The following is a 23074-nucleotide window of genomic DNA, read 5'->3' as shown; positions in this document are numbered from 1 at the left end:
ACAGAAGTGCGCAGATATGGGGGTCTAACCCACTTTTTTTAGACACTAAACGAAAGTATTATTATGTATCGATGCATTGATACTGGGTATGTCTCAGGAAGATGGGATCGGAGCAGTCACTGCGAAAGTGGCGGATTGCATTCTATTGCGATAAAAGTACAGTCAACACGAACAGAAGAGTGACTATTTTAGACACCACACTTCGTGATGGTGAACAGACTCCCGGCGTGTCATTCACACTGGAGCAGAAAATTGAAATTGCGCATCAGCTGTCCGATATCGGCGTTGATGTGATTGAAGCAGGCTTTCCGGCATCTTCGGATGTCGAATTTGAAACGGTCAAGAGGATTTGCGCTGAAGAGGGTATCCGCCCCAAGATCTGCGGACTCGCACGCTCTGTCAAAGCGGATGTAGACCGTTGTATCGAGGCCGGCGTTGATATGGTCCATGTGTTTATTCCCACATCTGAGATTCAGAGAACCTATACCATCAAAAAAAGTCATGCAGAAGTCCTGGCGATCACCCGGGAGATCATTACCTATGCACGTTCGAAGTGCGATTATGTGATGTTCTCGCCGATGGATGCAACCAGAACTGAACCGTCGGAACTGATTGAAATCTGCAAAGCAGCAGATGAAGCCGGCACGACGATAATCAACATTCCCGACACAGTCGGTGTAAGCACCCCTTCGATGATAAAACCCCTCATCGCAATGATTCGCGAAAACGTCAAATGCAAAATCGATGTGCATTGTCACAACGATTTCGGCCTGGCGACCGCAAACACCATTGCAGCAGTTGAAGGAGGAGCTGACCAGATTCAGGTCACCGTAAACGGTATCGGCGAACGGGCAGGTAACGCGGATTTAGCCCAGACGGTTATGATCCTGAAATCGATCTATGGAATCGAAACCAATATTCGGACCGAAAAACTGGTGGAGACTTCAAGAATGGTTTCCAGATTTTCACAGATTGCCGTTCTGCCGATCCAGCCGGTCGTAGGCGAAAATGCATTTTCGCATGAAAGCGGCATCCATTCCCACGGCGTAATGGCTAACCCCGGAACATTCGAGCCGGGAATCATGACGCCCGAAATGGTGGGTCACCGCCGGCGCTTAAAGCTTGGAAAGCATGTTGGAAAACATGCGGTCCGGCAGATGCTGGAGGACATAAACGTAAATCCGTCCGACCCCGAACTGGACATGATCGTCGCTAAAGTCAAGGAGATCTCCGGACGCGGGCGAAAAGTAACCGAGTTCGATCTCTTCGAGATCGCAAAAATCATCACCGGCAGTCATAACGACAAAAAAATGATCGAGCTGGATGATATTTCGGTATTTACCGGGAGCCATGCGATTCCGACTGCAAGCGTACAGGCCGTAGTCCACGGTGAAAACAAGATCTGTTCCAAAACGGGAGACGGACCGGTGGATGCAGCAATGAAGGCGCTTTTAGCGATCGCACCTGGAAAAGTTCAGTTGAAGAGCTTTCAGATCGAGGCGATCTCCGGTGGAAGCGATGCGCTCGGATGCGTCACTATCGAAGTCGAGGATGAAAAAGGCAGGATCTTTGATGCAGCCTCGTCAAACAGTGACATCGTGATTGCATCGGCTGAAGCGATGGTGAATGCCCTCAATGTCGTTTACCGCTCGGGTGGTTTCGACAGATAAACAATTAAATCGTAAGGAAGTTAATTTACTCAGTATCTATCAAAAAGGAAGGAAAAAAGATGATGGAAAAATATCATGAAACGGATGCGGACCTGAAAGATCTCTCAGGAAAAACAATCGCAGTTATCGGTTACGGATCGCAGGGAAGAGGCCAGTCACGGAATCTGAAAGACAGCGGTCTCAATGTGATCATCGGAATCAGAGCAGGAAAGAGCAGAGACCTTGCAAAGAGCGACGGATTTGAGACATATGATGTCGCCGAAGCGGCAAAGAAGGGAGACGTCATCATGATTCTCGTCCCCGACGAAAATCAGGCAGCAGTCTATAAAGCCGAGATCATGCCGTATCTGACTGAAAACAAGTGTCTTATGTTCTCCCACGGATTCAACATCCACTTCGGTCAGATCGTTCCTCCGGCAAACGTCGATGTGATCATGGTCGCACCCAAAGGTCCGGGCCACATGGTCAGAAGAACCTACGAAGAAGGAAAAGGTGTCCCGGCTCTGATTGCGATCGAGCAGGACCACACCGGAAACGCAAAGAAACTTGCTCTTGCCTATGCAAAAGGTATCGGTGCAACCAGAGCCGTCGTCCTTGAAACAACCTTCAGAGAGGAGACGGAAACCGATCTGTTCGGAGAACAGGCAGTTCTCTGCGGAGGAGTCACCTCTCTGATCAAGGCAGGATTCGACACGCTCGTCGACGCAGGATATGCACCCGAGATGGCATACCTGGAAGTTCTGCACGAGATGAAGCTCATCGTCGACCTGATTTACGAGGGCGGATTTACCAAAATGCGTGAAGCGATCTCAAACACTGCCCAGTACGGCGATATCACCCGCGGTCCCCGCGTGATTGGAAACGAGTCCTACGAAGCCATGCGTGAGATTCTCTACGAGATCCAGTCCGGCGAATTTGCCAAGGAATGGATCCTCGAGAACATGGTCAACAGACCGACGTTCACTGCGCTCACCCGGGCAGACGAAGAACATCTGATCGAAGAAGTCGGTTCAGAACTTCGTGCAATGATGCCTCAGTTCAAAAAGAACTAAACATCACCCACTTTTTTTAATTATTTTGAGTAGATACAATTTTTCAGAATTAGATTTTCCAGAGTGTATTTCCCGATTTTTTCGCTGCATCATCATATGTCCGCATTCAATACCTTTTTTGAGTGAACTATCTTAGAAATTGGATAGATGATCCAACATTCCCCGGATTCTTCAAATCAATCATATCCATCAGACACAAGTTTTGTTTTGTTTCCATATTGTAAAGTATATATTACATTATGTCATATGTATTAATCATAAAAAGGTCCCATTGATAGGTATCTGGTGATTGTATGATTTCAAAAAAACTGCGAAGGTCCCTCCTCGTTGCGGGAGGTACAGCATTGCTTGCCGCGCCTGCGTGTGCTGCAGTATGTCCGAAAGGACATTCTGCTTGCCCGTATCCTGGAAGATGTTTCCTCTATACGGATGCCGACGGGAACTCTCTGTGCGATTACACGTCCGGGGATTCGGGCACGTCAGTAAGTGAAACTGACCAGATTACCATTTCCGGGAGTTCTACGGATACATCAGCGACTACTCAGACAGATACCGGGAGTGATACGGTTTCATCCGTCATTTCAACCAGTTCGTCAACCGGCTCTGAAACCGTATCTTCCGGAGATTCAGGGTTAAGTCCGCTGGTATTTTCTGCTGCCGGACTTATACTCGGCGGTGCGGTTATTCTTCTCCTCGCGATCGCAATGAAATATCTCAGAAAAGAAAAACCTGAGGTCCTGCAAAAAATATTCGTCTATGCCGGCATTTCCCCGATTTTACTTGGGCTTCTCATCGTCCTCTATGATCCGGAATTATTCGGGATTACGGGAACATTGGCTGATATGATCTCATCCTACTCGGGAATTGTGTATATGTTTGGAGGCACACTTCTTGCTGCTGTTCTTTGGCTCAAAAACGCCATGTCAAAAGAAGCGCTGATATCGATTTCCATCCTTACATCAGCGGCAGGCTTTTTGCTTATTATTCCCATCGCACCTGATGGATTCTCCTCAACGATATCCGGAATAATTGCGTTGTCATTTGCAGGTCTTGGCTTTGCGGGACTGGTCGCTTTGCTCGTGATCACATACTTCTTCGGGCGTGTATTCTGCGCACACATGTGTCCGGCAGGAGTACTTCAGGAACTGTTATACCGCATTCCTGTGAAAAAAGTGCAGATCAAAGACCGACGGATTCCAAAAACCATTAGGGCCGGCTTCTTTGCAGCTCTCGTAATTGGGGTGTTTTGTTCCATCGACATATTCGAATATATCGGGATATCGTCATTCTTTGCGCTCATGTTCACGGCAGCGGCTGGAGTGTTTCTTGTGATCCTCCTTGCTTCGGTATTCATTTATCGGCCGTTTTGTACGTTCCTGTGCCCGTACGGATGTATATTTTCCATAATCTCACGGTTTGGGAGGTTTGGCTTGAAAAGAACGGATAAATGTATCAACTGCAGAAAATGCGAGAAGATTTGCCCGACCGGAGAAGCCGGCAGCGAGGCAAAAAAAGCAGAATGTTATCTCTGCGGGAAATGCATTGAGAAGTGCCCGGTTGAATCAGCCATCATTTACGGAAAAAGATGACAATAAAATTATTTTTTCATATAATTTTGATGTGGAATTAAGGATACAGTAGATCATTATTCAAATATTGCGGGATCAAGAAATATGCAGTCCCTTTTTTCCGCAGGGAATGGTTTTATTACCTATCATGATAATTTATATTAACATGTGCAATGACTGTCTGCCAGCTAAGCGAGGAATCGCCGCCAGCAGAAGCTCTGTACCACGCACATCACATAATTCGCCTTTTGAAGATGTTCTGTCCTCAGTAATGGACGTTCTATCATTTGTATACGTCAGCGTAGCTGGCATTTTTAGCATTAGCTATGTATTCTGGTTTAGACAGTAGTCAAACTGCACCAGAATAGATCTCCATAAAATAATCAAGCCTTTTATCGGGAACTCCTCTGGTGCAGTGGATACCAGATTTTTCCAAAGATCAAAAACAAGAAAATGAAAATGGAGCCCAAACATGAGAGGTAAAGAAATAAGACTCGAAAGAATCATGAAAAGAGATACAGGAACAACCGTCATCGTCCCGATGGACCACGGAGTTTCCAGCGGACCGATTCCCGGACTGATCGATCTGGAAAGATCGGTCGATCTGGTCGCAAAAGGAGGGGCCAACGCCGTAATCGGCCATATGGGACTCGCCCTTCACGGTCACCGGAAAGGAGGTCCGGACATCGGCCTGATCCTGCACCTATCCGCAAGTACGGATCTTGGACCGGATCCGAACAACAAAGTACTGGTCAACAACGTCCAGAATGCTCTGAAACTCGGAGCAGACGGTGTTTCCATGCATGTAAATATCGGCGCAGAGAACGAAGCAAACATGCTCAGCGATCTTGGACGTGTCGCCGTCGAGTGTATCGAATGGGGAATGCCGCTTCTTGCGATGATGTATCCACGAGGAAAAGACATCAAATCCGAGAACATGCATGAAGCCGTCAAACTCGCGGCCCGTGTGGGTTCGGAACTTGGAGCCGACATCATCAAAACCGTATACACCGGAGATCCCGATTCATTCAGGGAAGTAACCGAAGGATGCCATGTACCGGTAGTAATTGCCGGAGGTTCCAAAATGAGTGATCTGGCCACCATGCAGCTGATCGAGGGAGCGATGGAAGGGGGAGCTGCCGGCGTATCGATCGGAAGAAATGCATTCCAGCACAAATATCCGGACAAATTCGTCAGGGCTGCCGCGATGATTGTCCATGAACGGAGAACTGCAGAAGAGGCGATCGAGATCCTGCTGACAGAGGATTGAAGTCGCATGAAACGAAACAGAGAATCATCAGGTCAGAAAAGACATGAAATCATTCGCAGGAGATAAAGACGTGAATCCGGGAGATGTTGTTGGGATCATCGGCGGATTCGGCGGCATGGGTCATCTGTTCTCGGCGGTCTTCGAACGTGCGGGTTACAAAGTCCTGTGTTCGGGGAGAAAAACACCGGTCTCCAACGCGGATATTGCCTCTACCTGCGATATTATTATCGTCTCTGTTCCGATTCATGACACCGTCCGGGTGATCGATGAGATCGCTCCGCTCTTGAACGAAGAGCAGCTTCTCTGCGATCTGACCTCCATAAAAACCGCTCCGGTTGACGCGATGCTGAAATCCAAAGCACAGGTAATCGGGCTGCATCCGATGTTCGGCCCATCGGTTCCCACGATCTTTGGTCAGACGATCGCGGCATCGCCGGTCAGATGCGATGAAAAAACGCGGCACACGCTCTATCAGATATTTACGAACGAAGGAGCGAAGATTTGTCAGATGGAGCCAAAGGAGCATGACAAAATCATGAGCATCGTCCAGGGTCTTGTACACTTCACGACCCTCTCCGTTGCCGAGACGATAAAAAATACCGGCATCCCGCTTGAAGCAATTCTTCCGGTGATGAGTCCAGTTTATCGGATAGAACTTGGGTTGGTCGGAAGAATCCTCGGGCAGGATCCGTCACTATATGCAGACATACTGCAGATGAACCCGGAAACGGTCGGTATTATTGAAAAAATGTCAGATTCCGTCACTGCCTTGAAAGCGATCGTCGCATCGAAGGATTCTGAGAAGTTCGCCGCGTTCTTCACGGAAAACAGCGATGCGTTCAAAGCCTATATTCCCCAGGCAACGGAAGAGACCGATCTTATGATAAATACACTGGTGAAGATGAAATGACATTGGCAGTACTCGGCCCGAAAGGCACGTTCTCCTGCGAGCTTGCCGAAAAAATCAGGAACGAAAATGAAGAGATCATTCTGTTCCCAACGATCCGGGACGTTTTCACCGCGGTCCTCGAGAAAAATATCCGGGGCATCGTTCCGGTTGAAAACAGCGAGGCGGGCGGCGTTGGCGAAACCCTGGACGGCCTTTTACAGACTGAGTGCCGTATCACCGCTGAATATTATATGCCGATCCGTCATTTCTTCGTTTCAAGATACAGTCCTGATGAGATCTCGGTCATCTACACTCATCCGCAGTCCCATGAGCAGTGCAGCATCTATCTGAACGGCATGAAAAGGGCCTCCCTGATCCACACGAGCAGCAATGCCCAGAGTGCCAAAGAGGCGTCGTTTATCAGCGGATCGGCGGCCGTAACGACGGAAAGCGCCGCAAAACTGTATGATCTGCCCATACTGCAGAAGGATATTCAGAATTCACTAAACAATACCACGCGGTTTCTTGAGATCTCGGCAGGTGCGCTAGATCCGGATGACCCCGAAAAATGCAGTGTCGTCATCATCCCAAGAGAAAACAGGCCGGGTCTGTTGTATGGGATCTTGGGAATTTTTGCACAAAGAGGAATCAATCTGACGCGTATCGAGTCCCGGCCGTCGAAGGAGGGGATCGGAAGATATGTCTTCTTCATCGATTTTGAGACCGATCCCGGCTGGCAGGAGACGATCACGGAGTTGAAAAAAATCACCGGCGTCAAGGAACTGGGCTGCTATAGAAAAAAGGATTACGTATAATCAGGTGTCGAATACAGAAATACTGATACGGATATCTCACCGGGCACAAGTAGAGATATCTCCTTTATTATTCCTCTATTATTATAGTGCTAAAGACGGGGTGTTGAATTTTCCATCATCCTTCATTTGGCACTATAATAATTCACACAAAAATGACACTCTGGTAAACAAGCGAATCCTTTTTCAACTAGTAGTGCATAGTAAATAAAGCCTGTTCCCATAACCAGTTTAGCGGCGGTGAAGGAACAGGCATTTGTTTTTCCATAGTTCATCCGTTCCAAAATCATACTGCCGGATACGTATATGCGGGTTTTATGTATACCCTGAAAAATAGTATTACGTATCGAGGTGTGTGGTCGATGATAATGCCGGATACGATTCCAACAGATATGTTTGCTCCCTGCGGGATGAACTGTATGGTCTGTTATAGGCATTGCGTATCAAAAAAATCCTGCGGAGGGTGTTTTTCGAACAAAAACGGCACATCCGAGGAATGCAGGTCCTGCAGGATTCATGCTTGCGTTGGTGAGAAAGGGATAGAATACTGTTTTTCCTGCAAAATTTTTCCCTGTAAACAGATAAAAAAGATGGATAAAAGATACAGGGACAGATATGATCAAAGTCTGATAGAAAACGGCCTTATGGCGAAAGAACAGGGTCTTGCAGCATTTCTCGCTGCTGAGCGGAGTAAATGGACCTGCGGAAAATGTGAGGGGATCATCTCGCTGCATGACAATGAATGCAGCGAGTGTCAGACTTTTTTTGGAAAAAAACGTGCAGGTGTCTAACCATCACCCAGGATTTCATTCTTCCGTTTCTTTTTCTTCCCCGAGACGCTCCATGACCCACTGCTGATCGATCGCCGCGCACTCCGTTACCGGCACATCCCAGATTGGTTCGCCGGAAAGAACACAGGTTTGATACAGAGAATACGGCATCTCCAGTGTTCCCAAAAGCTCTTCATTGCGGAAAGCTGCAAATAAAAGCATATCCTCACCGTTGATCTCGGCTCGCTTGGTGAACTTCAGTTCGTCCGGAATCTTTTCAGGATCGTCGTCCTGCATCTTTGCAAGCGTCAGGACCTTAAAAAGCTCAACAACACGGTCATCGAGTCCTGCTTCGAAGATGAAGATCTTATCTTTCAGCGAGTTCATGTCCGGAACAAGCCTCATCGGTCTCTCGTGATAAATCACCTGATCGGCGATGTCGCCTTCGATCCCGACCTCGCGATCTTCGCAGTCGGGTTCGAGATAGATCAGAAATCCGCCGTTCGTTTCTTTATCCTCGTACACGAACGGATAGCCGGCATATCCTGAAAAACCGCATTTATCGCAGGTGAACTCGAAAATCTCCCCGCTCAGGACTTTCTCCCGCATTTCGGGATCGGTCGTCACGTTCACCGACGGGCAGATCGTGATCGTCTGTTCGTGCTCGCAGACTGGGCACACCACAACATCTTCATCGGTAATCATACACGGATCCACTCTTTATCGACAACGGTATATCCTTCCACCGGACGTTCCCAGATCACGTGCATGAGCATCTTGATCTTCTCATACGTCTCGAAGGGGATCTTGATCGGATCAAGATATTCGGTTCCAAGGCGCGGGACAAAGATCAGCGATCTGCCTTCGCAGGCGAAACGATCCTCGGCATAATACAGAGCATCGGGGATGATTTTTTCCTTTTTCGCTTCCATTTCGCGGAGGATCGAATCTTTTACGAGTTCGATGATCCGATCATCCAGTTTGTCACGGAAGATGAAGATCTTCTCGCGCATATCATCCTGCGTGTGGACAAGACGCATTCTGATCTCGGAGAGAAGATGCGCGGGCAAAACATTTTGGAGACTGACTGTGCGTTCTGTCGAATCCGGCTGGAAGTAGAGGGAGAACTTTTCGTTCAGATCATGATAGAGGAGAGGATATTCAACAGCCCCGGAAAAACCGCAGTTGTCACAGACGAGCATCGTGAGCGATCCGTCGAGGAATTTCTCGCGAATTTCGTGGTTCGATGCGTTGATACTTCTATAGAGCGTGAACTCCTGTTTTGACCCGCATTTCGGGCAGGTGATGACTTGTACTTCCGATTTCATTACTCTTTCCTCCCGCTTGGTCCGCGGTGATAGTGTGCAAACTCCCCTGTTTTTATCAGATCTCCAGTGAAAACCGGACCGTCTTTGCAGACCCTAAGACCGTGATCATCCATACAGCAGGATCCGCAGACCCCTGCCGCGCATTTCATGTACCTGTGCATGGAAAACTGACCGCGGTTTTCGATGCCTTTTGCGACCAGACGGTCAAGGATACCTTTCATCATCATCTCGGGACCGCAGACACAGATCGTATCGTAGGATTCTGCATCGATCTGATCAAGAATGCCGGTCACAAATCCGTGGAATCCAAAGGTCCCGTCATCTGTGGCGATTTTGAGGTCGCTGACTTTTGCGAGTTCCTCGGCAAAGACAAGTTCTTCACGGGTCCGCGCACCGAGAATGAAGGTGTCCACTTCGCCGGAAGCCGCCAGGGTAAAGAGCGGGGTGACCCCGATTCCTCCGGCGATCGCAAGTACTTTTCCGCTCGGTGAAAACCCGTTTCCAAACGGACCGCGAATACCTAGTTTATCTCCGGCTTTCAGTGAGAAGAGCGCTTCTGTGGCATCTCCTACTTTCATCACCGTGATGGAGTTTACAGCAGAAAATGCCATAGGGATCTCGTCGACTCCGGGGACCCAGACCATGCAGAACTGACCGGGTCTGAATGCAAAGAGTTTGTCGAAGACGAATGTTTTGATGGTAGGTGTTTCGTCAACGACCGTTGTGATCGTGACGATCTCCGGCATCTCAGACATGGGCGCACCCCACGATCTCCTCAGCGGGTATTCCGTCTTTTGAGTAAAGATCGGCTGCAATTTCTGAGAAGATGTTGACCGAGTCATGGATCGCGCTGCCGATCTCGACTGCCGAGGCACCTGCCATCATCATCTCGAGAACATTGTCGGCACTCGAGATCCCGCCGCAGCCGATGATCGGGATATCAACGGCATCATACAGATCGTAAACGCTTCGAACAGCGATCGGGAAGATCGCTTGACCTGAAAGCCCGCCGAAGACGTTGCCCAGAACCGGGCGACGCAGTTCGGTGGATATCCGCATTGCCTTTACCGTATTTACTGCGACAATCGCGTCGGCCCCGCCCTCTTCTGCGGCTTTTCCTATTATTTTGATATCGGTTACGTTGGGGGTGAGTTTGACCCAGACGGGTTTATTGTATGTTTTCACGATCTCGGTACATTCCCGGACGACACGTGGATTGACGCCGATGGATGCACCGTATCCTTCAGCGTGGGGGCACGAGAGGTTCAGCTCGAATGCGGCCGCATCCGGGAACCAGGAAGCTACGGTCCCAAACTCCTCTGGAGTTCCGCCGAAGATGCTGACAACAACCGGCTCTCCCTTGAGAGGGGCGATCTCCTCGACGAAGTCTTTGGAGGGGTTTGGAAGTCCCATGGCATTGATGAGTCCGCCGTCGACCGGGATGAGGGCGGGTCCGTGATGGCCGGGGATCGCTTTCGGGCCGATGGATTTTGTCACGACACCTCCTGCGCCGAGATTGAGCATTCGTTTTAATGATGCACCGGTGGTCCCGAGGATCCCTGCCGCAAGCAGCATATGATTTCTGAGAGGGACGCCGGCGATCTCCTCTTCTGGTAGTTTTATCTGGATCATTGTATTTCTTGCAGGTACTATTCGCGGTTTTGGGTTATGTAACTCTCTGTTCGAGACAGGGGCATTATACTCTGCTCTTCAGGTACCCGTATCCCTCCTTTTCCATATCAGCATAAGGGATGAAGCGAAGCGATGCACTGTTTATACAGTACCGCATGCCGCTGGGAGATTCAGGATCTCCGGAAAAAACATGCCCGAGGTGAGAGTTCCCTGATCTGCTTTTCACTTCGGTCCTTCTCATGCCAAACGAGGTGTCTTCCCGTGAGACGATGGTGTTGTCATCAATACTTTTCGAAAATGCCGGCCAGCCGCAGGAGCTTTGATACTTGTCGGATGAGGTGAAAAGCGGTTCGCCGGTGACGACATCCACATAGACCCCTTTCTCATGCCGGTCCCAGAACGCATTTTGGAATGCCGGCTCTGTATCGGCGTGCTGGGTCACGCGAAATGCGGTCTCGTCTAACATTTCAGCGAGTGTTTCCTTTTTCGGACGCGGGTATTTTCCCGGATCGATGATCATTTCGGTCGCCTCCTTAAATTCAGCCGCACCTATATGGCAGTATCCGCCGGGATTTTTATCCAGATACTTCTGGTGATACTCCTCGGCATCGTAAAAGGAGGTCAGCGGACCGATCTCCACGTTGAATACCGGATTCCTTTCCCGTTCGATCTCCGCTATCCGCATGACCGTCTCTTTCGACGAGTCATCGACATAGTAGATTCCCGTCTGATACTGGGTGCCCCGGTCGTTTCCCTGTCTGTTCTCAAGGGTGGGATCTATCACCCGGAAGTACGAAAACAGCAGGGCATCGAGACTGACTTTTCTGGAATCATACTCGACTCTGACCGTCTCGCGGTATCCGGTTTTTCCTGAGGAGACCGTTTTGTAGTCCGGAATCACGGAAGAGTTTCCGTTGGCATAACCAACGGTTGTTTGAATCACGCCCGGAATTGACTGCATCAGTTTTTCCATTCCCCAGAAACATCCTCCGGCAAAATAGATCACGGATGTTTCATCATTTTGTGCGGATTCACGGTTATGTTCCATCGTCATAATTCGCCCCGATATTATTGAGTATTCACCCCCGTCTGTATATATACCTCTATAAACAGGCAATATCAACCATTTTTTCTAATAGGACTCACAGGGTGTGATCTCAACCGAAAAAATAGACTGAAGTCCTTTGAGACGTACTTCGATTTCGTTCACGGCCTTAGTGTAGACACAAGAGAAAAAACCGACCGCGAATCTCCGCGAATTCTCGCGAATCGCATTTTCCTTACGTTCGGGTGCTCTGCTTCGGCTGATCGCCTACGCAGGAATCGCACCCTCTCTTGAAAAATGCTGAGGAAAAACCCGCGTCCGGGTTTTTCTGTTGATTCATTTTTTTCGATTACCTTAAATGAAACGGTTACGGAGAGAAAAACCGGCACGCCGGTTTTTCCAATAGCATTTGTCCAAGAGCCAAAGGCTCTTGAGACGTCTCACGAGCTTTCAGCTCGTGGACTTTTCCAGACGGCGTGCGATTCCTGCGTAGGCGAAGCCCAAATGGGCAAAGCCCATTTGAGGCGGCACGCAAATCTTCGATTTGCACGCATAAGCCGGAGCAGAGCACGGCGGCGCAAGAAAAATGCGATTCGCGTTAATTTGCGGAGGCGTGCAACCCAAAGGCTTGCGTGCCGCCTCAAATGGGCTTTGCCCATTTGGGCTTATTCGCGGTTAAATAATCTCTTGTCTCCCACCCGGTAATACCCATCCCGAATTGACGTGAAACTAACACCGCGTAACGCCTATTCTCAGAGAAAAACGAGAGGCGGAATTTCCATCCCGCAACATACTTTAGCTTTCCCGCCAGATACTCATACAATGATAGAACTGCAGTCATCTCCCAAAGTTTACACCGGATGGACCGAACGGAGCTGCACACCTGACGAAACCCTCAAGCGGATCGAACAGTTCGTTCCGGAGGCAGGCATCACCCGTGTTGCCGACATCACCGACCTTGACCGGATCGGGATCCCCGTATACTCTTGCATCCGTCCAACAGCCGCCGACGGGGCAATCTCGGTATACAACGGAAAAGGCGGGACCCCGGCCGAAGCCAGAGTCGCCGGGATCATGGAAGGGATCGAACGATACTCGGCCGAAGCAATACCCCGGGATATCGCAAATATCTCCTACAGCAATCTTCGGAGAACCGAAACCGCCGTCGATCCCGTGGACCTCATCCTTCCCCACACAACCGATCCCAATCTCGAAGTCCCCTGGGTCGACGGGTGGGACATCACCAATAATGAAGCGGTCAAACTTCCGCTTTGCGCCGTCATTCATCCAAATCCTTTCAGCTACCCGACACTCTTTCGAACAAGTTCCAACGGTATCGCATCAGGAAACACCCTGGAAGAGGCGCTCTTCTATGCACTTACCGAAGTGATCGAGCGGGATGCATGGTCACTGGTCGAAACTACCAGAAATACCGGCCCAAAACTCACCGACCTCCCGCCAAGAGCCGCGGAGATGCTCGCAAAATTCACCGCCGCCGGAGTCGAAGTGACACTTCGAAACATCACCTCGGACGTCGGGATCCCGACGATCGCCGCCGTATCCGATGATATCGAACTCAAAGACTCCCGGCTTTTGACGATAGGAATGGGGACCCACACCAACCCCGAGATCGCCATGATCAGGGCACTCTCCGAAGTCGCACAGAGCAGAGCGACCCAGATCCACGGGGCACGTGAGGACGCAACGCTTGCCCAGTTCCGCGAAATGATGGGATACGACCGGGTCAAACGGATGAATGCCTACTGGTTCAAAGGCGATGAATATCAGGCCGCATCCGAAATCCCGAACAATGCAACGAAAGATTTCAAAACCGACATCGAGCTGATCGTGAAAAATCTCGCGGACGTCGGCCTTGACCGTGTGATCGTCTGCGATCTTACCGATCCGGAACTCAAAATCCCGGTCGTCCGCGTAGTGGTCCCGGGTCTTGAATGTTATACCATCGACAACGAACGCAGAGGAAAGAGGTGTGTGGAGATTGAACGTCGTCGTCTTCATCGGACCCAGTCTTGATCTGGCAGCCGCCAAATCAATTCTTCCGGACGCGGTCTTTTTACCGCCGGTAAAACGCGGAGCAGCTGCCGCCGCGGCAGAAAACGCGGACATTATGGTCATCATAGACGGCGTCTTTTTCCAGGACGAGGCAGTAGGTCACCGGGAACTTCTCGGCGTTATGAAATCCGGCGTGAAAGTCTACGGCTCCTCCTCGATGGGGGCGCTACGTGCCTCCGAACTGGATACACTTGGAATGATCGGTGTTGGCAAAATCTATCATCAGTACAAATCCGGGGAGATCATCGCCGATGACGAAGTCGGTCTCGTGTATGACACGGAAACGGGTATCGCCCTCTCCGAACCGATGGTGAACATGCGGGCGAGTTTTTCCAAAGCATTTGAAAAGAGTGTTATCACCGGCGAGGAGGAAAAATCGCTTCTCAAAGCATGCAAAGCGATCTATTATCCCGACCGGACATACCGGCGGGTCATCAAGGATGCAGACATCTCCGCAGAGACAAAAGAGACGCTTTTGTCCTGGATCAAAGATAATGCCGTTGACCAGAAACGGCTCGACGCTCTTGAATGTCTGAACACCGTGAGGGCTCTCTTATGAATGAACGATATGCCAGACAGGAAGCCCTTCTTGGAAAAATGGGGCAGGATAAACTTGAGGATACTACCGTTTTTATCGCCGGTGCCGGGGGACTTGGATCTCCCGCATCCATGTACCTTGCCGCGGCAGGGATCGGCAATATCCGAATCTGCGATATGGATGTGATCGAACTCTCGAATATGAACCGGCAGATCCTCCACACCGAAGAAAGAATTGGGACCTCCAAAGCGGAATCTGCGAAAAAAACCCTTGAACATCTCAATCCCGAGTGCAGCGTCACGGCGTTCTCGGAAAGAATCGATGACACTTCTGTTCTCCGGCTGATAGAGGATGCCGACATAATAGTCGACTGTATGGATAATTTCGATGCGAGATTCACGCTGAACAAAGCGGCTCTGGACTTAGATATCCCGCTGATGCACGGAGCGGTCGCCGGATTCACCGGGCAGGCGACCCTGGTCCTCCCGGGAAAAACCCCATGCCTCTCCTGTATATTTCAGAATGCCAAAACCACGACCAAAACGCCGGTGCTTGGGGCATGTGCCGGAGTGATCGGGAGTATAGAAGCCGCAGAGGTCGTAAAGTATCTCACCGGGACCGGCAGCACGCTTGCCGGAAAACTTCTCCTCTACGACGGGGCGGAAAACACGATGGAGATCTTTACCGTGAAAAAGAGTCCACGCTGCCCGATGTGCGCAACCTTATAGGTTCCCAGAAAAAACATATAGAGTAATGGTACTCGAAACATTTCATCGGTCCCAGACCGACAAACTTCTTGGCGGCGTCTGCGGAGGGGTTGCTGAATATATTAATGCCCCAACGTGGCTTGTCAGGCTGATCTGGGTAGTTCTGACGTTCATCCCGTACCTGACCGTCCCAAGTATTTTGATCTACATTCTGATGTGGATTTTTGTCCCGCTTGGTCCAAAAGCCCTTGATCCAAATGTGATCGACGCAGAGTTCGAAGTAAAGGAATAATCATGCGCCCGCCTGAGGATCCAGAGGATCTGACAGATCCGCCGTTTTATCTGCCGCAGTTCGAGGAGGCATATCAGTACATCATTAATGAATATTATATTGCTCCGCGGGATATCGCGGTTTTTATCCCTTGTGCGGTACGAAAACCCTACAGTACGAGTCCGAGCCATAAACTGTTTCACGCATTATTCAACGAAGTATTTCCCGATAAGGCAAAGTATCATGTGGTGATTTTCGGGACATGCGGGACGGTTCCTGCCGAACTTGAACTGATGTATCCGTTCGCACATTATCATTACATGCTTGGAAACGTAAAAGATCAGAAGATCAAAGACGACTTTCTGAGAATCGAGACGGCACGTCTCGCCGGTTATCTGGAAAAAACAAAGGATACCTATACACACAGAATAGCCTACTGTATCGGTCTGTTTCGAAAAGCGATGGAGGCGGCCGTTCTGCAGACCGGCATTCCCGTCGAGATCTATCCGACAAATCCCATGATCGACAAACTCTATGATGCCGACTGTCCGTTTCCGGAAGGAAGCCTTTCCATGCAGGAGTATCTGAACGAGTTCAGAACTGCGCTCTGCGAGATGCGGGATCGATAGATGGGCGTCCGCGAAGCTGCTGCCGTCAGACTGGATGAGAAGAAATCGAAGTTTTACGCACATCTTTACGAGATCGATTCAGTGGAGGATGTTTCAGTTATTCGGGATATCCATGAAAAACTCTACAAAAAAGCCGCCCATCACTGTTATGCGGTCGTCTGCGGAACGTATGCCGACAGCCGGGCGGACGGCGAGGTCGGATCTCCTGGAAGGGTCCTTGCCGAGATTTTAGAGAGAAATAATCTCTCCAATCATGTTCTGATCGTCTCGAGACTGTTCGGCGGGATCAAACTTGGTCCGGCAGGTGTTGCCCGGGCTTTTCGCGAGGCGGGAAACGGGGCCGTTACCGAGTATCTGGAGAGAAGAAAGGCATTATAATCCTGCAGTGACAAGTAATGGATTATGAGTAATGTGCGATTTTGTCCTTTGATCCGGGAGACCTGCATACGGGAAGCCTGCCAGTGGTGGGATGCGGAGTGGAAGGATTGTACGATGAATGTTATGGTGAAATATCTCCGGGCACAGGATATAAGAGCAACCTTCGAACATAATGTCCCGGCAGAGTTTCTGGATGGGGAACGGACCTGAAATACAATCCTATTTTTCACGAACCTTTTTGGAGCTTGCAAGCCCGCGTAAAAATTTCGAAAAAAGTTAGTTGGAATTTCCCCGAATAAATGCAACGATCTCATCCAGGTTTTCCGGCCTCACAAAGTCTCCGCCGATTCGAAGAACATCGATCACTTCCCGCTCGCCTTCATTTTTCGGTCCGGCTTTTTCCACGGTATTTGCGATCATGTTCAGGAGCTTTCGTTTGATAGCACTCAGTTTCTCGGGAGCGACACCTCCACGCAGGAAAAAGAGCGGGAGGTCTTTGATCTTGTTGTTCTCTCTCAGCTGGGGGATCGTAGTCTCATCCGGGAACATGATCCCAACGGCCGCCGTGCCTTTTACCGAATAGATTTTCGCGGCTTTCGCATACCCGCTGATCTTTCCTGCACACACCCATCCGAGGAAAAATATCTCATCTCCTTTATGGAGTTCATTCTTTGCATTCTCCAGAAGATATGCCGGAAGCCCGGTTTTTTCGCTCAGCATAAACGCATACTTCTGCGTAAATCCAGTGTTTGATTCGTAAACAATTGCTTTCATGATTCACCTTGCGTATCCGGCACCTCGAAATATCATCCAAAGGGGAATACGGATCTTACGTACATCTAACAATGTTGTCTAAGAGATTTATCTTTACGCTGCCTGCCCAGGACATTTCATGTACGAGATCATCTTAGAACTCGAAGAGCGTCTTCTGCTGTCTGATATCCTTAAGCAGGCCCATTTTCGGGATCCAAAAACCGGTCCCGAGTTTTTGCGAAGCCGAAGTCACGGCCTCACCGAGTGTGCCGACCCTGTCCGGGGGGTGGGAAAGGGATTCGTGGGCGGCTTCCCTGATGACCCAGGTTCCAAGCGGAGCCCAGTACTCACCGGAAATGTCCCGGATGCACAGAACGCGTGCACACCTCCCGATACTTTTCAGATACTCGAGAACGGCAAGTCTTGCCGAATAATAGGCCCCGGCGATCGGAGAATATTTGGATTTGTTTAGACCCTTCTCTCCGTCGACAACGATCGTTTCCTCGTCTCCTGACCAGAGAGAATGCTTCTGCCAGCGTTCGAGCATCTCGAATCTCCAGTCGTTTGACGGGATGAGAATGAAACAGATGGTATTTCCATACAGTGTCCCGCAGAAAACCTGATACTCGGGGAGGGGCGGCATTTTTACGACCTCGCGCTTGATCGAAGTGGAGATCATGTCATCCGTGGCGGTAATCGCCCAGCGGGTAGGGACCACCCGGCGGTTTACCCCAAGAAGGCCGGCGGTCAAAAGATTCGTGATCTTGTAAACATCCGTCCCGTTTTCGAACATTATCCGTGCGGCTTCGGTCGCCTTGAGATCGGTGTCGGAGGTACACCTATCAACGATCCGGGATACCGAGGCATTGTCGATGACATCCAGTTTTTTCATCGCACCCGACATGCCAACCGGTGTTACGGTCCCGTCAAAGTTGATATCGAACGAGACCGGTTTTTCAAACGCTACCTCCACATCGAGCGGTTTAGCCGAAAGGGCGATCTCCTGGACCTTGCCGATTTCCGGGATCTTTACATCCAGATCGGAACCTCCGCGTATCGTTCTGGAACGGACCGAAACGATATCGTCGATGGAAAAACCCTGTCTGACCCAGTCAAGGGGGTTGTCGGTATCGTTGATCATAAGCGGCCCGCCGACGACCCGCGGGTATCCGTAGCTGCCGACAAAAACCGAGGGGGACGCCCCCATGTATTCAGAAACGGGCCGCGTGTCTTTCAGTGCGTGGAATCGCCGGGTTATCGGACAGCTGGGAAGACCGCAGAGTCCTTTTCCTTTGCATACGGCACACTGGGAAGGCATTATATGTACATATATGTGCGGTGGAGATTAGGTATTTTGTGTCCGGGCAATCGATGAGATCCCATCCCAGGTATGGAAAAATTTGCGGAGGTGTTCAGCGTTTCCAGAAGGATTTGTTCTGGGAAGCACGAAGGAATTCTTCCAGGGCTGCGATCTGATCCCAGAGGGTGTGGACCTGCGCTTTTAATTCGGCAACTTCTGCAGAGACAGAAGACACCGCATCCAGAATGGCGGCGGTATCGTCAGCGGATTTTTCCCGGAAGGCGGAGAGGCGGTGTTCCATTGCGGCAATGCTTGACTCGGCGGATCGAACGGCGAGGATCAACTCTTCTTCCGTCTCGGAACGGGGAATGGGTTTTGGTGCTTCCTTTTTTGGTTCGTTAGAGATATCCACCCCCATCTTTTTCATATCCTCGATGGCCCGTTCCTGCAGGGATTTTCCTCCGCGGATCGCCGGGATGATCACTTCTTTGGGGAGTCCCTGTGCCTGAAGGTCGGCGATCTTTCTGAAACGGTCGACGGTATTGTCCTCATACACGTTGACTTTCCCTATTTTTTTGCAGGGAAGGATCTCATCATACTCTTTTGCGATCGTCCGGCAGGTTTGCTCGTCGATACCGAGAATAACTGCGATCTCGGCTATTTTTTTGGTATTTTCCGCCATAATGCTCTTCTCTGATTTTATTGCACCGATATAATAAAAGGTTTGGTACTCGCTGTCTTTCAAAAAAATAGTCTGTACAATCGATATGTCGATCCGTTGGACAGAGTAATTTTATATTGACAAATCCGTTTTTGTTGTACATCGATTTCGTGTACGGGATTCTTTGGGTGGTACCACTCATCACACGAAATGCACGAAAACACTACGAAAGCACGAAAAAGAAAAAGATGAGAAAGGGTGGATACCTATAGTATCTTCCCCCTTCTCTCGCAAGTATATCGACTTGCTCGGCTAAGATCTCCCGCTGCGCCGTCGATCCGCCTCAGCTAAGGGCGAGCCTGACGGCTCACCCCGCCCACACTAAACTATCGAAAATCAACGAAATTCACGAAAAGGGGGGGCTGGTTGAAGGGCAAATTGGCGGATCACTCTGCCGACCTGCCTGGACGGGCGATATCTCAATATTGATCGTTACATAAAAGAGAGAGCAGTACTTACTTCCAGGTGATGGGAGCTGCCGTATTATTTTGAATGACATAAACTCCAATACACTCACCTATTTTTGAAAAATAGAAGATCTCCTTTCTTCCGCCCCTGTCCCCCTTTTCGTGCATTTCGTTGGTTTTAGAAAATTTCGTGTGGGCGGGGTGAGCCGTCAGGCTCGCCCTTAGCCGAGCAAACCGAAGGTTTGCGTGGGGGACGGGGGAGGGTATTACATGGAAGCCATCCAACGAACTTTTCTCTTTTCGTGCTTTCGTAGTGTTTTCGTGCATTTCGTGTGATGAGTGGTACCACCCAAAGAATCCCGTACACGAAACCGATGTACACCCAAAAAGGTCAAAATATGATAAATGGAGAATGATGCATGTCACTGAATCCACAATTGGACAAACTCGAATAAACAAAAAAAGAAGAAATCAGTTCGTCACTTCGGACATGAATTTTTTGAACATGATTCCTTCGATCAAAGCGACAACGCCGCCGAGGATGAGGAAGATACCCACAAGGAGGATAAGTAATTCGGCACCGATTCCCGGCTTAAGGAGGAAGATCAGACCGATAATAAGAGTGATCACTCCTAAAATGAAGGTCAGAACACGGATACCTGCGGAGAGTCCCTTGCCGAATGCAAGGATGATATCGGTCAGACCCGAGAGAAGAGCGATGATTCCTACACAGATCGTGCCGAACGTGATCATAAACGCCGGGTTCAGGAAGGAGTAGGCGGCTATTATGATACCGATGATACCAAGCACGATCATCCACCACGTGGTCTTCGGCTCGCCGAATGCGGCAAACCCGGAGAACAATGCAGCGATCGATACAAACAACAGGATGAATGCTACCAGGTAGGCACCCAGGTTGAGAGACGAGAACGGAAAGACCAGACAGAAGATACCAAACAAAACAAAAATGACTGCTTTGAGGATCTGGAATTTCCAGGCATTTGGATTGAGCTCCTGCTCAATCAGAATTACACTTGTCATATTGAAGTAATATCGCACAAAAAGATGATAAAGGTATGCTTAAAATACAAGAGTTTGACCCAAAATCTCAAAATTCAGGTAATTGAATTAATTGAACATCAGGAACTGAAAAAGTGAAGAAAGATGTTATCTCCATACCTTCTGCATGGCGATAAACTTCTGCTGGGAACTCAGATTGCCGGGTTTTCGTTCCGGCGGATGGTAGCGGCCGTAGGCGTCGAGCGTATGGCCCTTCACCGAATCATACATGAACTCGGGGATGAGCTTTTGTATGAACACCTTCTTTATCCGTTTGTCAAGGATCGGGCAGAGAATCTCGATACGCCGGTGCAGGTTCCTCGGCATCATATCGGGACTGCCGATATACAATTCCGGATCGCCGCTGTTTTCAAAGTAATAGAATCTGGCGTGTTCCAGAAACCGGCCGACAACGGAGATAACGCGTATCGTTTCGGACAGACCGGGAACGCCGGGCCTGAGCATGCAGACCCCTCGTACCGCGAGATCGATCTGAACTCCCATCTCCGAAGCTGCATACAACGCATTGATGATCTCCCTGTCGGTGAGAGTATTCATCTTCATGATGATCCTGCCCTGTTTTCCGGAAACCTCTGCTTCACGCATGATTTTTGCGATAAGCTGCGCGTTCATCGAGTGGGGACTGACGATGAGACGCCGGTATGCGGGGGCAGGAACTGAGCCGGAAAACATCGAAAACAATGCTGCGGCATCGGTACAGATATCTTCGTCTGCAGTAAAGATCGAGATATCCGAGTAGATCTTTGCGGTCTTGGCGTTGTAGTTTCCCGTCGAGATGTTGGCATATCTGACGATCTGCCCGTTTTCGATTCTGGTCACCAGACAGCATTTTGCATGGACTTTGACACCCGGGTATCCCATAATGACATTGACCCCGCCTTCTTTGAGTTTTGTTGCCCACCGGAAGTTGGTCTCTTCATCAAAACTTGCTTTCAGTTCGACAACGGCGGTGACATCTTTTTTATTTTTTGCCGCAGCCAGCAAAGCATCGATCACCGGCGATTCTGAACCCAGCCGATACAACGTCATCTGGATCTTAATGACCGTGGGGTCCTCCGCCGCCGCGTTCATAAAACGGATCAGTCCGTCGAAACTGTTGTACGGCGTGAACATGAACCGGTCCCTGCGGGCGATCGCGGAAAATATCTTTCCCGAAAGACCGGAGGGAAGTGACGCCGTATAGGTTGGAAACTTCAGGGCCGGACGCTTGACCGGGAAATCTTTCAGATCGGCGAGACCAAGGGGTGCCTCCATATCATACACCAGTTCGGGAACCAGCGAGAGGGCATCCACCAGGGGGGCCATATAGCCAAACGGCATCGTATCGAGCGTTTCAAGTCTGCTCGGCAGCCGTTTCGCCAGGGTTTTCGGTGCATCGATGATGGCGCTGATCAGATCATCGGCATCATCGCCTTTGAGGTCCAGATCGGAATCACGCGTCAGACGGACCGTCATTACGGCATATACGGTCTCGTCGGGAAACAGAGACGGGATGTGTTTTCTCAGGATATCTTCGCGGAAGATGAAGGTATTTTTCCTCACGCCGACCGGAACGATCCTCCCCCGCTCATCGATGATCCGCTGAACCGGAATGACTGCTCTGCCCTTGTTTGTCTGAACCAGCATGGCAAATCCGCGAAGATACTCGTCGTGATGGATATCTGAGAACCGGTCGCCGCGGAGAATGGTGAACTCCTCGGCTTCGAACTCCTGTTTGAAGGCTTTCTTCTCTTCATCGGTACATTCCGAATACCGGATGAAAAATATCCCTTCGGCGGCAAGTTTCGGCAAAAGATCACTGTTCCAGACCTGCGCCATATGACGCATCAGAACGATCACACGGGAATAGATCATCTCGAGCTGCGTGCTGCTCCCGATCACTTCGCTGAATTCATCGGCCGAGTAGGTAGCACCTTTCTGATAGGCAGGCACCCTGACCATAAAAAATTCGTCCAGGTTTCCAGCAACGATCCCAAGAAATGTTACCCGTTCAAGAAGAGGATTGTCGGTATTTTCCGCTTCATATAATACCCTTTCATTGAATTTGAGCCAGGATAATTCTCTATTGAAATATCTGCCCGACTCTTTGGGAAAGCGTGTGGATTTTTTCAGATACTTGTTTTTGTCTGTTTTACCGGATTTCTGTATCTTTCCCATATGGATTCTCCCGTTCTAAAAGAT

The 23074-nt window shown here is 49.8% G+C and carries 24 protein-coding genes; 14 read left to right on the top strand and 10 right to left on the bottom strand.

Annotation, left to right across the window (positions count from 1 at the left end):
- The first annotated feature begins 101 nt into the window (after positions 1-101).
- From MLAB_RS03175 to MLAB_RS03145, 7 genes are all read left to right on the top strand, one after another.
- Positions 102-1670 carry a 2-isopropylmalate synthase gene (locus MLAB_RS03175; protein WP_011832978.1) on the top strand — a complete coding sequence of 523 codons (1569 nt, stop codon included), beginning with the start codon at positions 102-104 and terminating at the stop codon, positions 1668-1670.
- 59 nt (positions 1671-1729) lie between these two features.
- Positions 1730-2722, top strand: coding sequence for a ketol-acid reductoisomerase (gene ilvC / locus MLAB_RS03170; protein ID WP_011832977.1), 993 nt, complete (start codon positions 1730-1732; stop codon positions 2720-2722).
- Between the two features lie 293 nt (positions 2723-3015).
- On the top strand, positions 3016-4311 hold the full coding sequence (locus MLAB_RS03165; protein ID WP_011832976.1) for a 4Fe-4S binding protein: 1296 nt from the start codon (positions 3016-3018) through the stop codon (positions 4309-4311).
- Positions 4312-4762: 451 nt separating this feature from the next.
- On the top strand, positions 4763-5560 hold the full coding sequence (locus MLAB_RS03160; RefSeq protein WP_011832975.1) for a 2-amino-3,7-dideoxy-D-threo-hept-6-ulosonate synthase: 798 nt from the start codon (positions 4763-4765) through the stop codon (positions 5558-5560).
- Positions 5561-5603: 43 nt separating this feature from the next.
- Complete coding sequence (locus MLAB_RS03155) at positions 5604-6470, top strand: prephenate dehydrogenase/arogenate dehydrogenase family protein (RefSeq protein WP_011832974.1); 867 nt, start codon at positions 5604-5606, stop codon at positions 6468-6470.
- The gene (locus MLAB_RS03150) at positions 6467-7264 is read left to right on the top strand and encodes a prephenate dehydratase (RefSeq protein WP_011832973.1); all 798 of its coding nucleotides are present in this window, start codon (positions 6467-6469) and stop codon (positions 7262-7264) included. The genes MLAB_RS03155 and MLAB_RS03150 overlap by 4 nt, the downstream gene beginning before the upstream one ends.
- Positions 7265-7629: 365 nt before the next feature.
- A complete protein-coding gene (locus MLAB_RS03145; protein ID WP_222702366.1) occupies positions 7630-8052 on the top strand; it encodes a DUF3795 domain-containing protein in 423 nt (140 codons plus the stop codon).
- A gap of 15 nt (positions 8053-8067) precedes the next feature.
- Here MLAB_RS03145 and MLAB_RS03140 read toward each other — a convergent pair whose 3' ends face one another.
- The 5 genes from MLAB_RS03140 to msrB all read right to left on the bottom strand — a co-directional run bounded on the left by MLAB_RS03140 (position 8068) and on the right by msrB (position 12045).
- Positions 8068-8736 carry a CpXC domain-containing protein gene (locus MLAB_RS03140; protein ID WP_011832971.1) on the bottom strand — a complete coding sequence of 223 codons (669 nt, stop codon included), beginning with the start codon at positions 8734-8736 and terminating at the stop codon, positions 8068-8070.
- A complete protein-coding gene (locus MLAB_RS03135; RefSeq protein ID WP_011832970.1) occupies positions 8733-9359 on the bottom strand; it encodes a CpXC domain-containing protein in 627 nt (208 codons plus the stop codon). The genes MLAB_RS03140 and MLAB_RS03135 overlap by 4 nt, the downstream gene beginning before the upstream one ends.
- The gene (locus MLAB_RS03130) at positions 9359-10114 is read right to left on the bottom strand and encodes a dihydroorotate dehydrogenase electron transfer subunit (protein ID WP_011832969.1); all 756 of its coding nucleotides are present in this window, start codon (positions 10112-10114) and stop codon (positions 9359-9361) included. The genes MLAB_RS03135 and MLAB_RS03130 overlap by 1 nt, the downstream gene beginning before the upstream one ends.
- Complete coding sequence (locus tag MLAB_RS03125; protein WP_011832968.1) at positions 10107-10991, bottom strand: dihydroorotate dehydrogenase; 885 nt, start codon at positions 10989-10991, stop codon at positions 10107-10109. Before MLAB_RS03125 ends, MLAB_RS03130 begins: the two co-directional genes overlap by 8 nt.
- Before the next feature lie 64 nt (positions 10992-11055).
- A complete protein-coding gene (gene msrB / locus MLAB_RS03120) occupies positions 11056-12045 on the bottom strand; it encodes a peptide-methionine (R)-S-oxide reductase MsrB (RefSeq protein ID WP_011832967.1) in 990 nt (329 codons plus the stop codon).
- A gap of 813 nt (positions 12046-12858) precedes the next feature.
- On the opposite strand from msrB, the gene MLAB_RS03115 reads away from it, so the two are divergent.
- The 7 genes from MLAB_RS03115 to MLAB_RS03085 are packed head-to-tail and all read left to right on the top strand — an operon-like array spanning position 12859 to position 16842.
- Entirely contained in the window at positions 12859-14070 is a 1212-nt protein-coding gene (locus MLAB_RS03115; RefSeq protein WP_011832966.1) for a YcaO-related McrA-glycine thioamidation protein, read from the top strand.
- A complete protein-coding gene (locus MLAB_RS03110) occupies positions 14027-14668 on the top strand; it encodes a TfuA-related McrA-glycine thioamidation protein (RefSeq protein WP_011832965.1) in 642 nt (213 codons plus the stop codon). The genes MLAB_RS03115 and MLAB_RS03110 overlap by 44 nt, the downstream gene beginning before the upstream one ends.
- A complete protein-coding gene (locus tag MLAB_RS03105) occupies positions 14665-15375 on the top strand; it encodes a HesA/MoeB/ThiF family protein (RefSeq protein ID WP_011832964.1) in 711 nt (236 codons plus the stop codon). Before MLAB_RS03110 ends, MLAB_RS03105 begins: the two co-directional genes overlap by 4 nt.
- A 25-nt stretch (positions 15376-15400) precedes the next feature.
- The gene (locus MLAB_RS03100) at positions 15401-15646 is read left to right on the top strand and encodes a PspC domain-containing protein (RefSeq protein WP_011832963.1); all 246 of its coding nucleotides are present in this window, start codon (positions 15401-15403) and stop codon (positions 15644-15646) included.
- Between the two features lie 2 nt (positions 15647-15648).
- Positions 15649-16254 carry a DUF5591 domain-containing protein gene (locus tag MLAB_RS03095; protein WP_011832962.1) on the top strand — a complete coding sequence of 202 codons (606 nt, stop codon included), beginning with the start codon at positions 15649-15651 and terminating at the stop codon, positions 16252-16254.
- Positions 16255-16632: a YigZ family protein gene (locus MLAB_RS03090; protein WP_011832961.1), complete on the top strand. Its 378-nt coding sequence runs from the start codon at positions 16255-16257 to the stop codon at positions 16630-16632.
- Between the two features lie 24 nt (positions 16633-16656).
- Entirely contained in the window at positions 16657-16842 is a 186-nt protein-coding gene (locus tag MLAB_RS03085) for a hypothetical protein (protein WP_048061994.1), read from the top strand.
- 66 nt (positions 16843-16908) lie between these two features.
- Here the strand turns inward: MLAB_RS03085 and MLAB_RS03080 are convergent, their stop codons facing one another.
- The 5 genes from MLAB_RS03080 to ppk1 all read right to left on the bottom strand — a co-directional run bounded on the left by MLAB_RS03080 (position 16909) and on the right by ppk1 (position 23050).
- Positions 16909-17406: a hypothetical protein gene (locus MLAB_RS03080; protein ID WP_011832960.1), complete on the bottom strand. Its 498-nt coding sequence runs from the start codon at positions 17404-17406 to the stop codon at positions 16909-16911.
- Between the two features lie 133 nt (positions 17407-17539).
- Positions 17540-18703, bottom strand: coding sequence for a hypothetical protein (locus MLAB_RS03075; RefSeq protein WP_011832959.1), 1164 nt, complete (start codon positions 18701-18703; stop codon positions 17540-17542).
- A 94-nt stretch (positions 18704-18797) separates the two neighbouring features.
- Positions 18798-19367 (bottom strand): MerR family transcriptional regulator, encoded by a 570-nt coding sequence (locus MLAB_RS03070; RefSeq protein ID WP_011832958.1) that lies wholly within the window; start codon positions 19365-19367, stop codon positions 18798-18800.
- Between the two features lie 917 nt (positions 19368-20284).
- Positions 20285-20854 (bottom strand): HdeD family acid-resistance protein, encoded by a 570-nt coding sequence (locus MLAB_RS03060; protein ID WP_011832957.1) that lies wholly within the window; start codon positions 20852-20854, stop codon positions 20285-20287.
- A gap of 126 nt (positions 20855-20980) precedes the next feature.
- Positions 20981-23050: a polyphosphate kinase 1 gene (ppk1, locus tag MLAB_RS03055; protein ID WP_011832956.1), complete on the bottom strand. Its 2070-nt coding sequence runs from the start codon at positions 23048-23050 to the stop codon at positions 20981-20983.
- Positions 23051-23074: the final 24 nt, after the last annotated feature.

The organism is Methanocorpusculum labreanum Z, assembly GCF_000015765.1.
Lineage (GTDB): Archaea > Halobacteriota > Methanomicrobia > Methanomicrobiales > Methanocorpusculaceae > Methanocorpusculum > Methanocorpusculum labreanum.
Note: the sequence above shows the minus strand (reverse complement) of the source record. Positions and strands in the feature narration are given on the sequence as shown.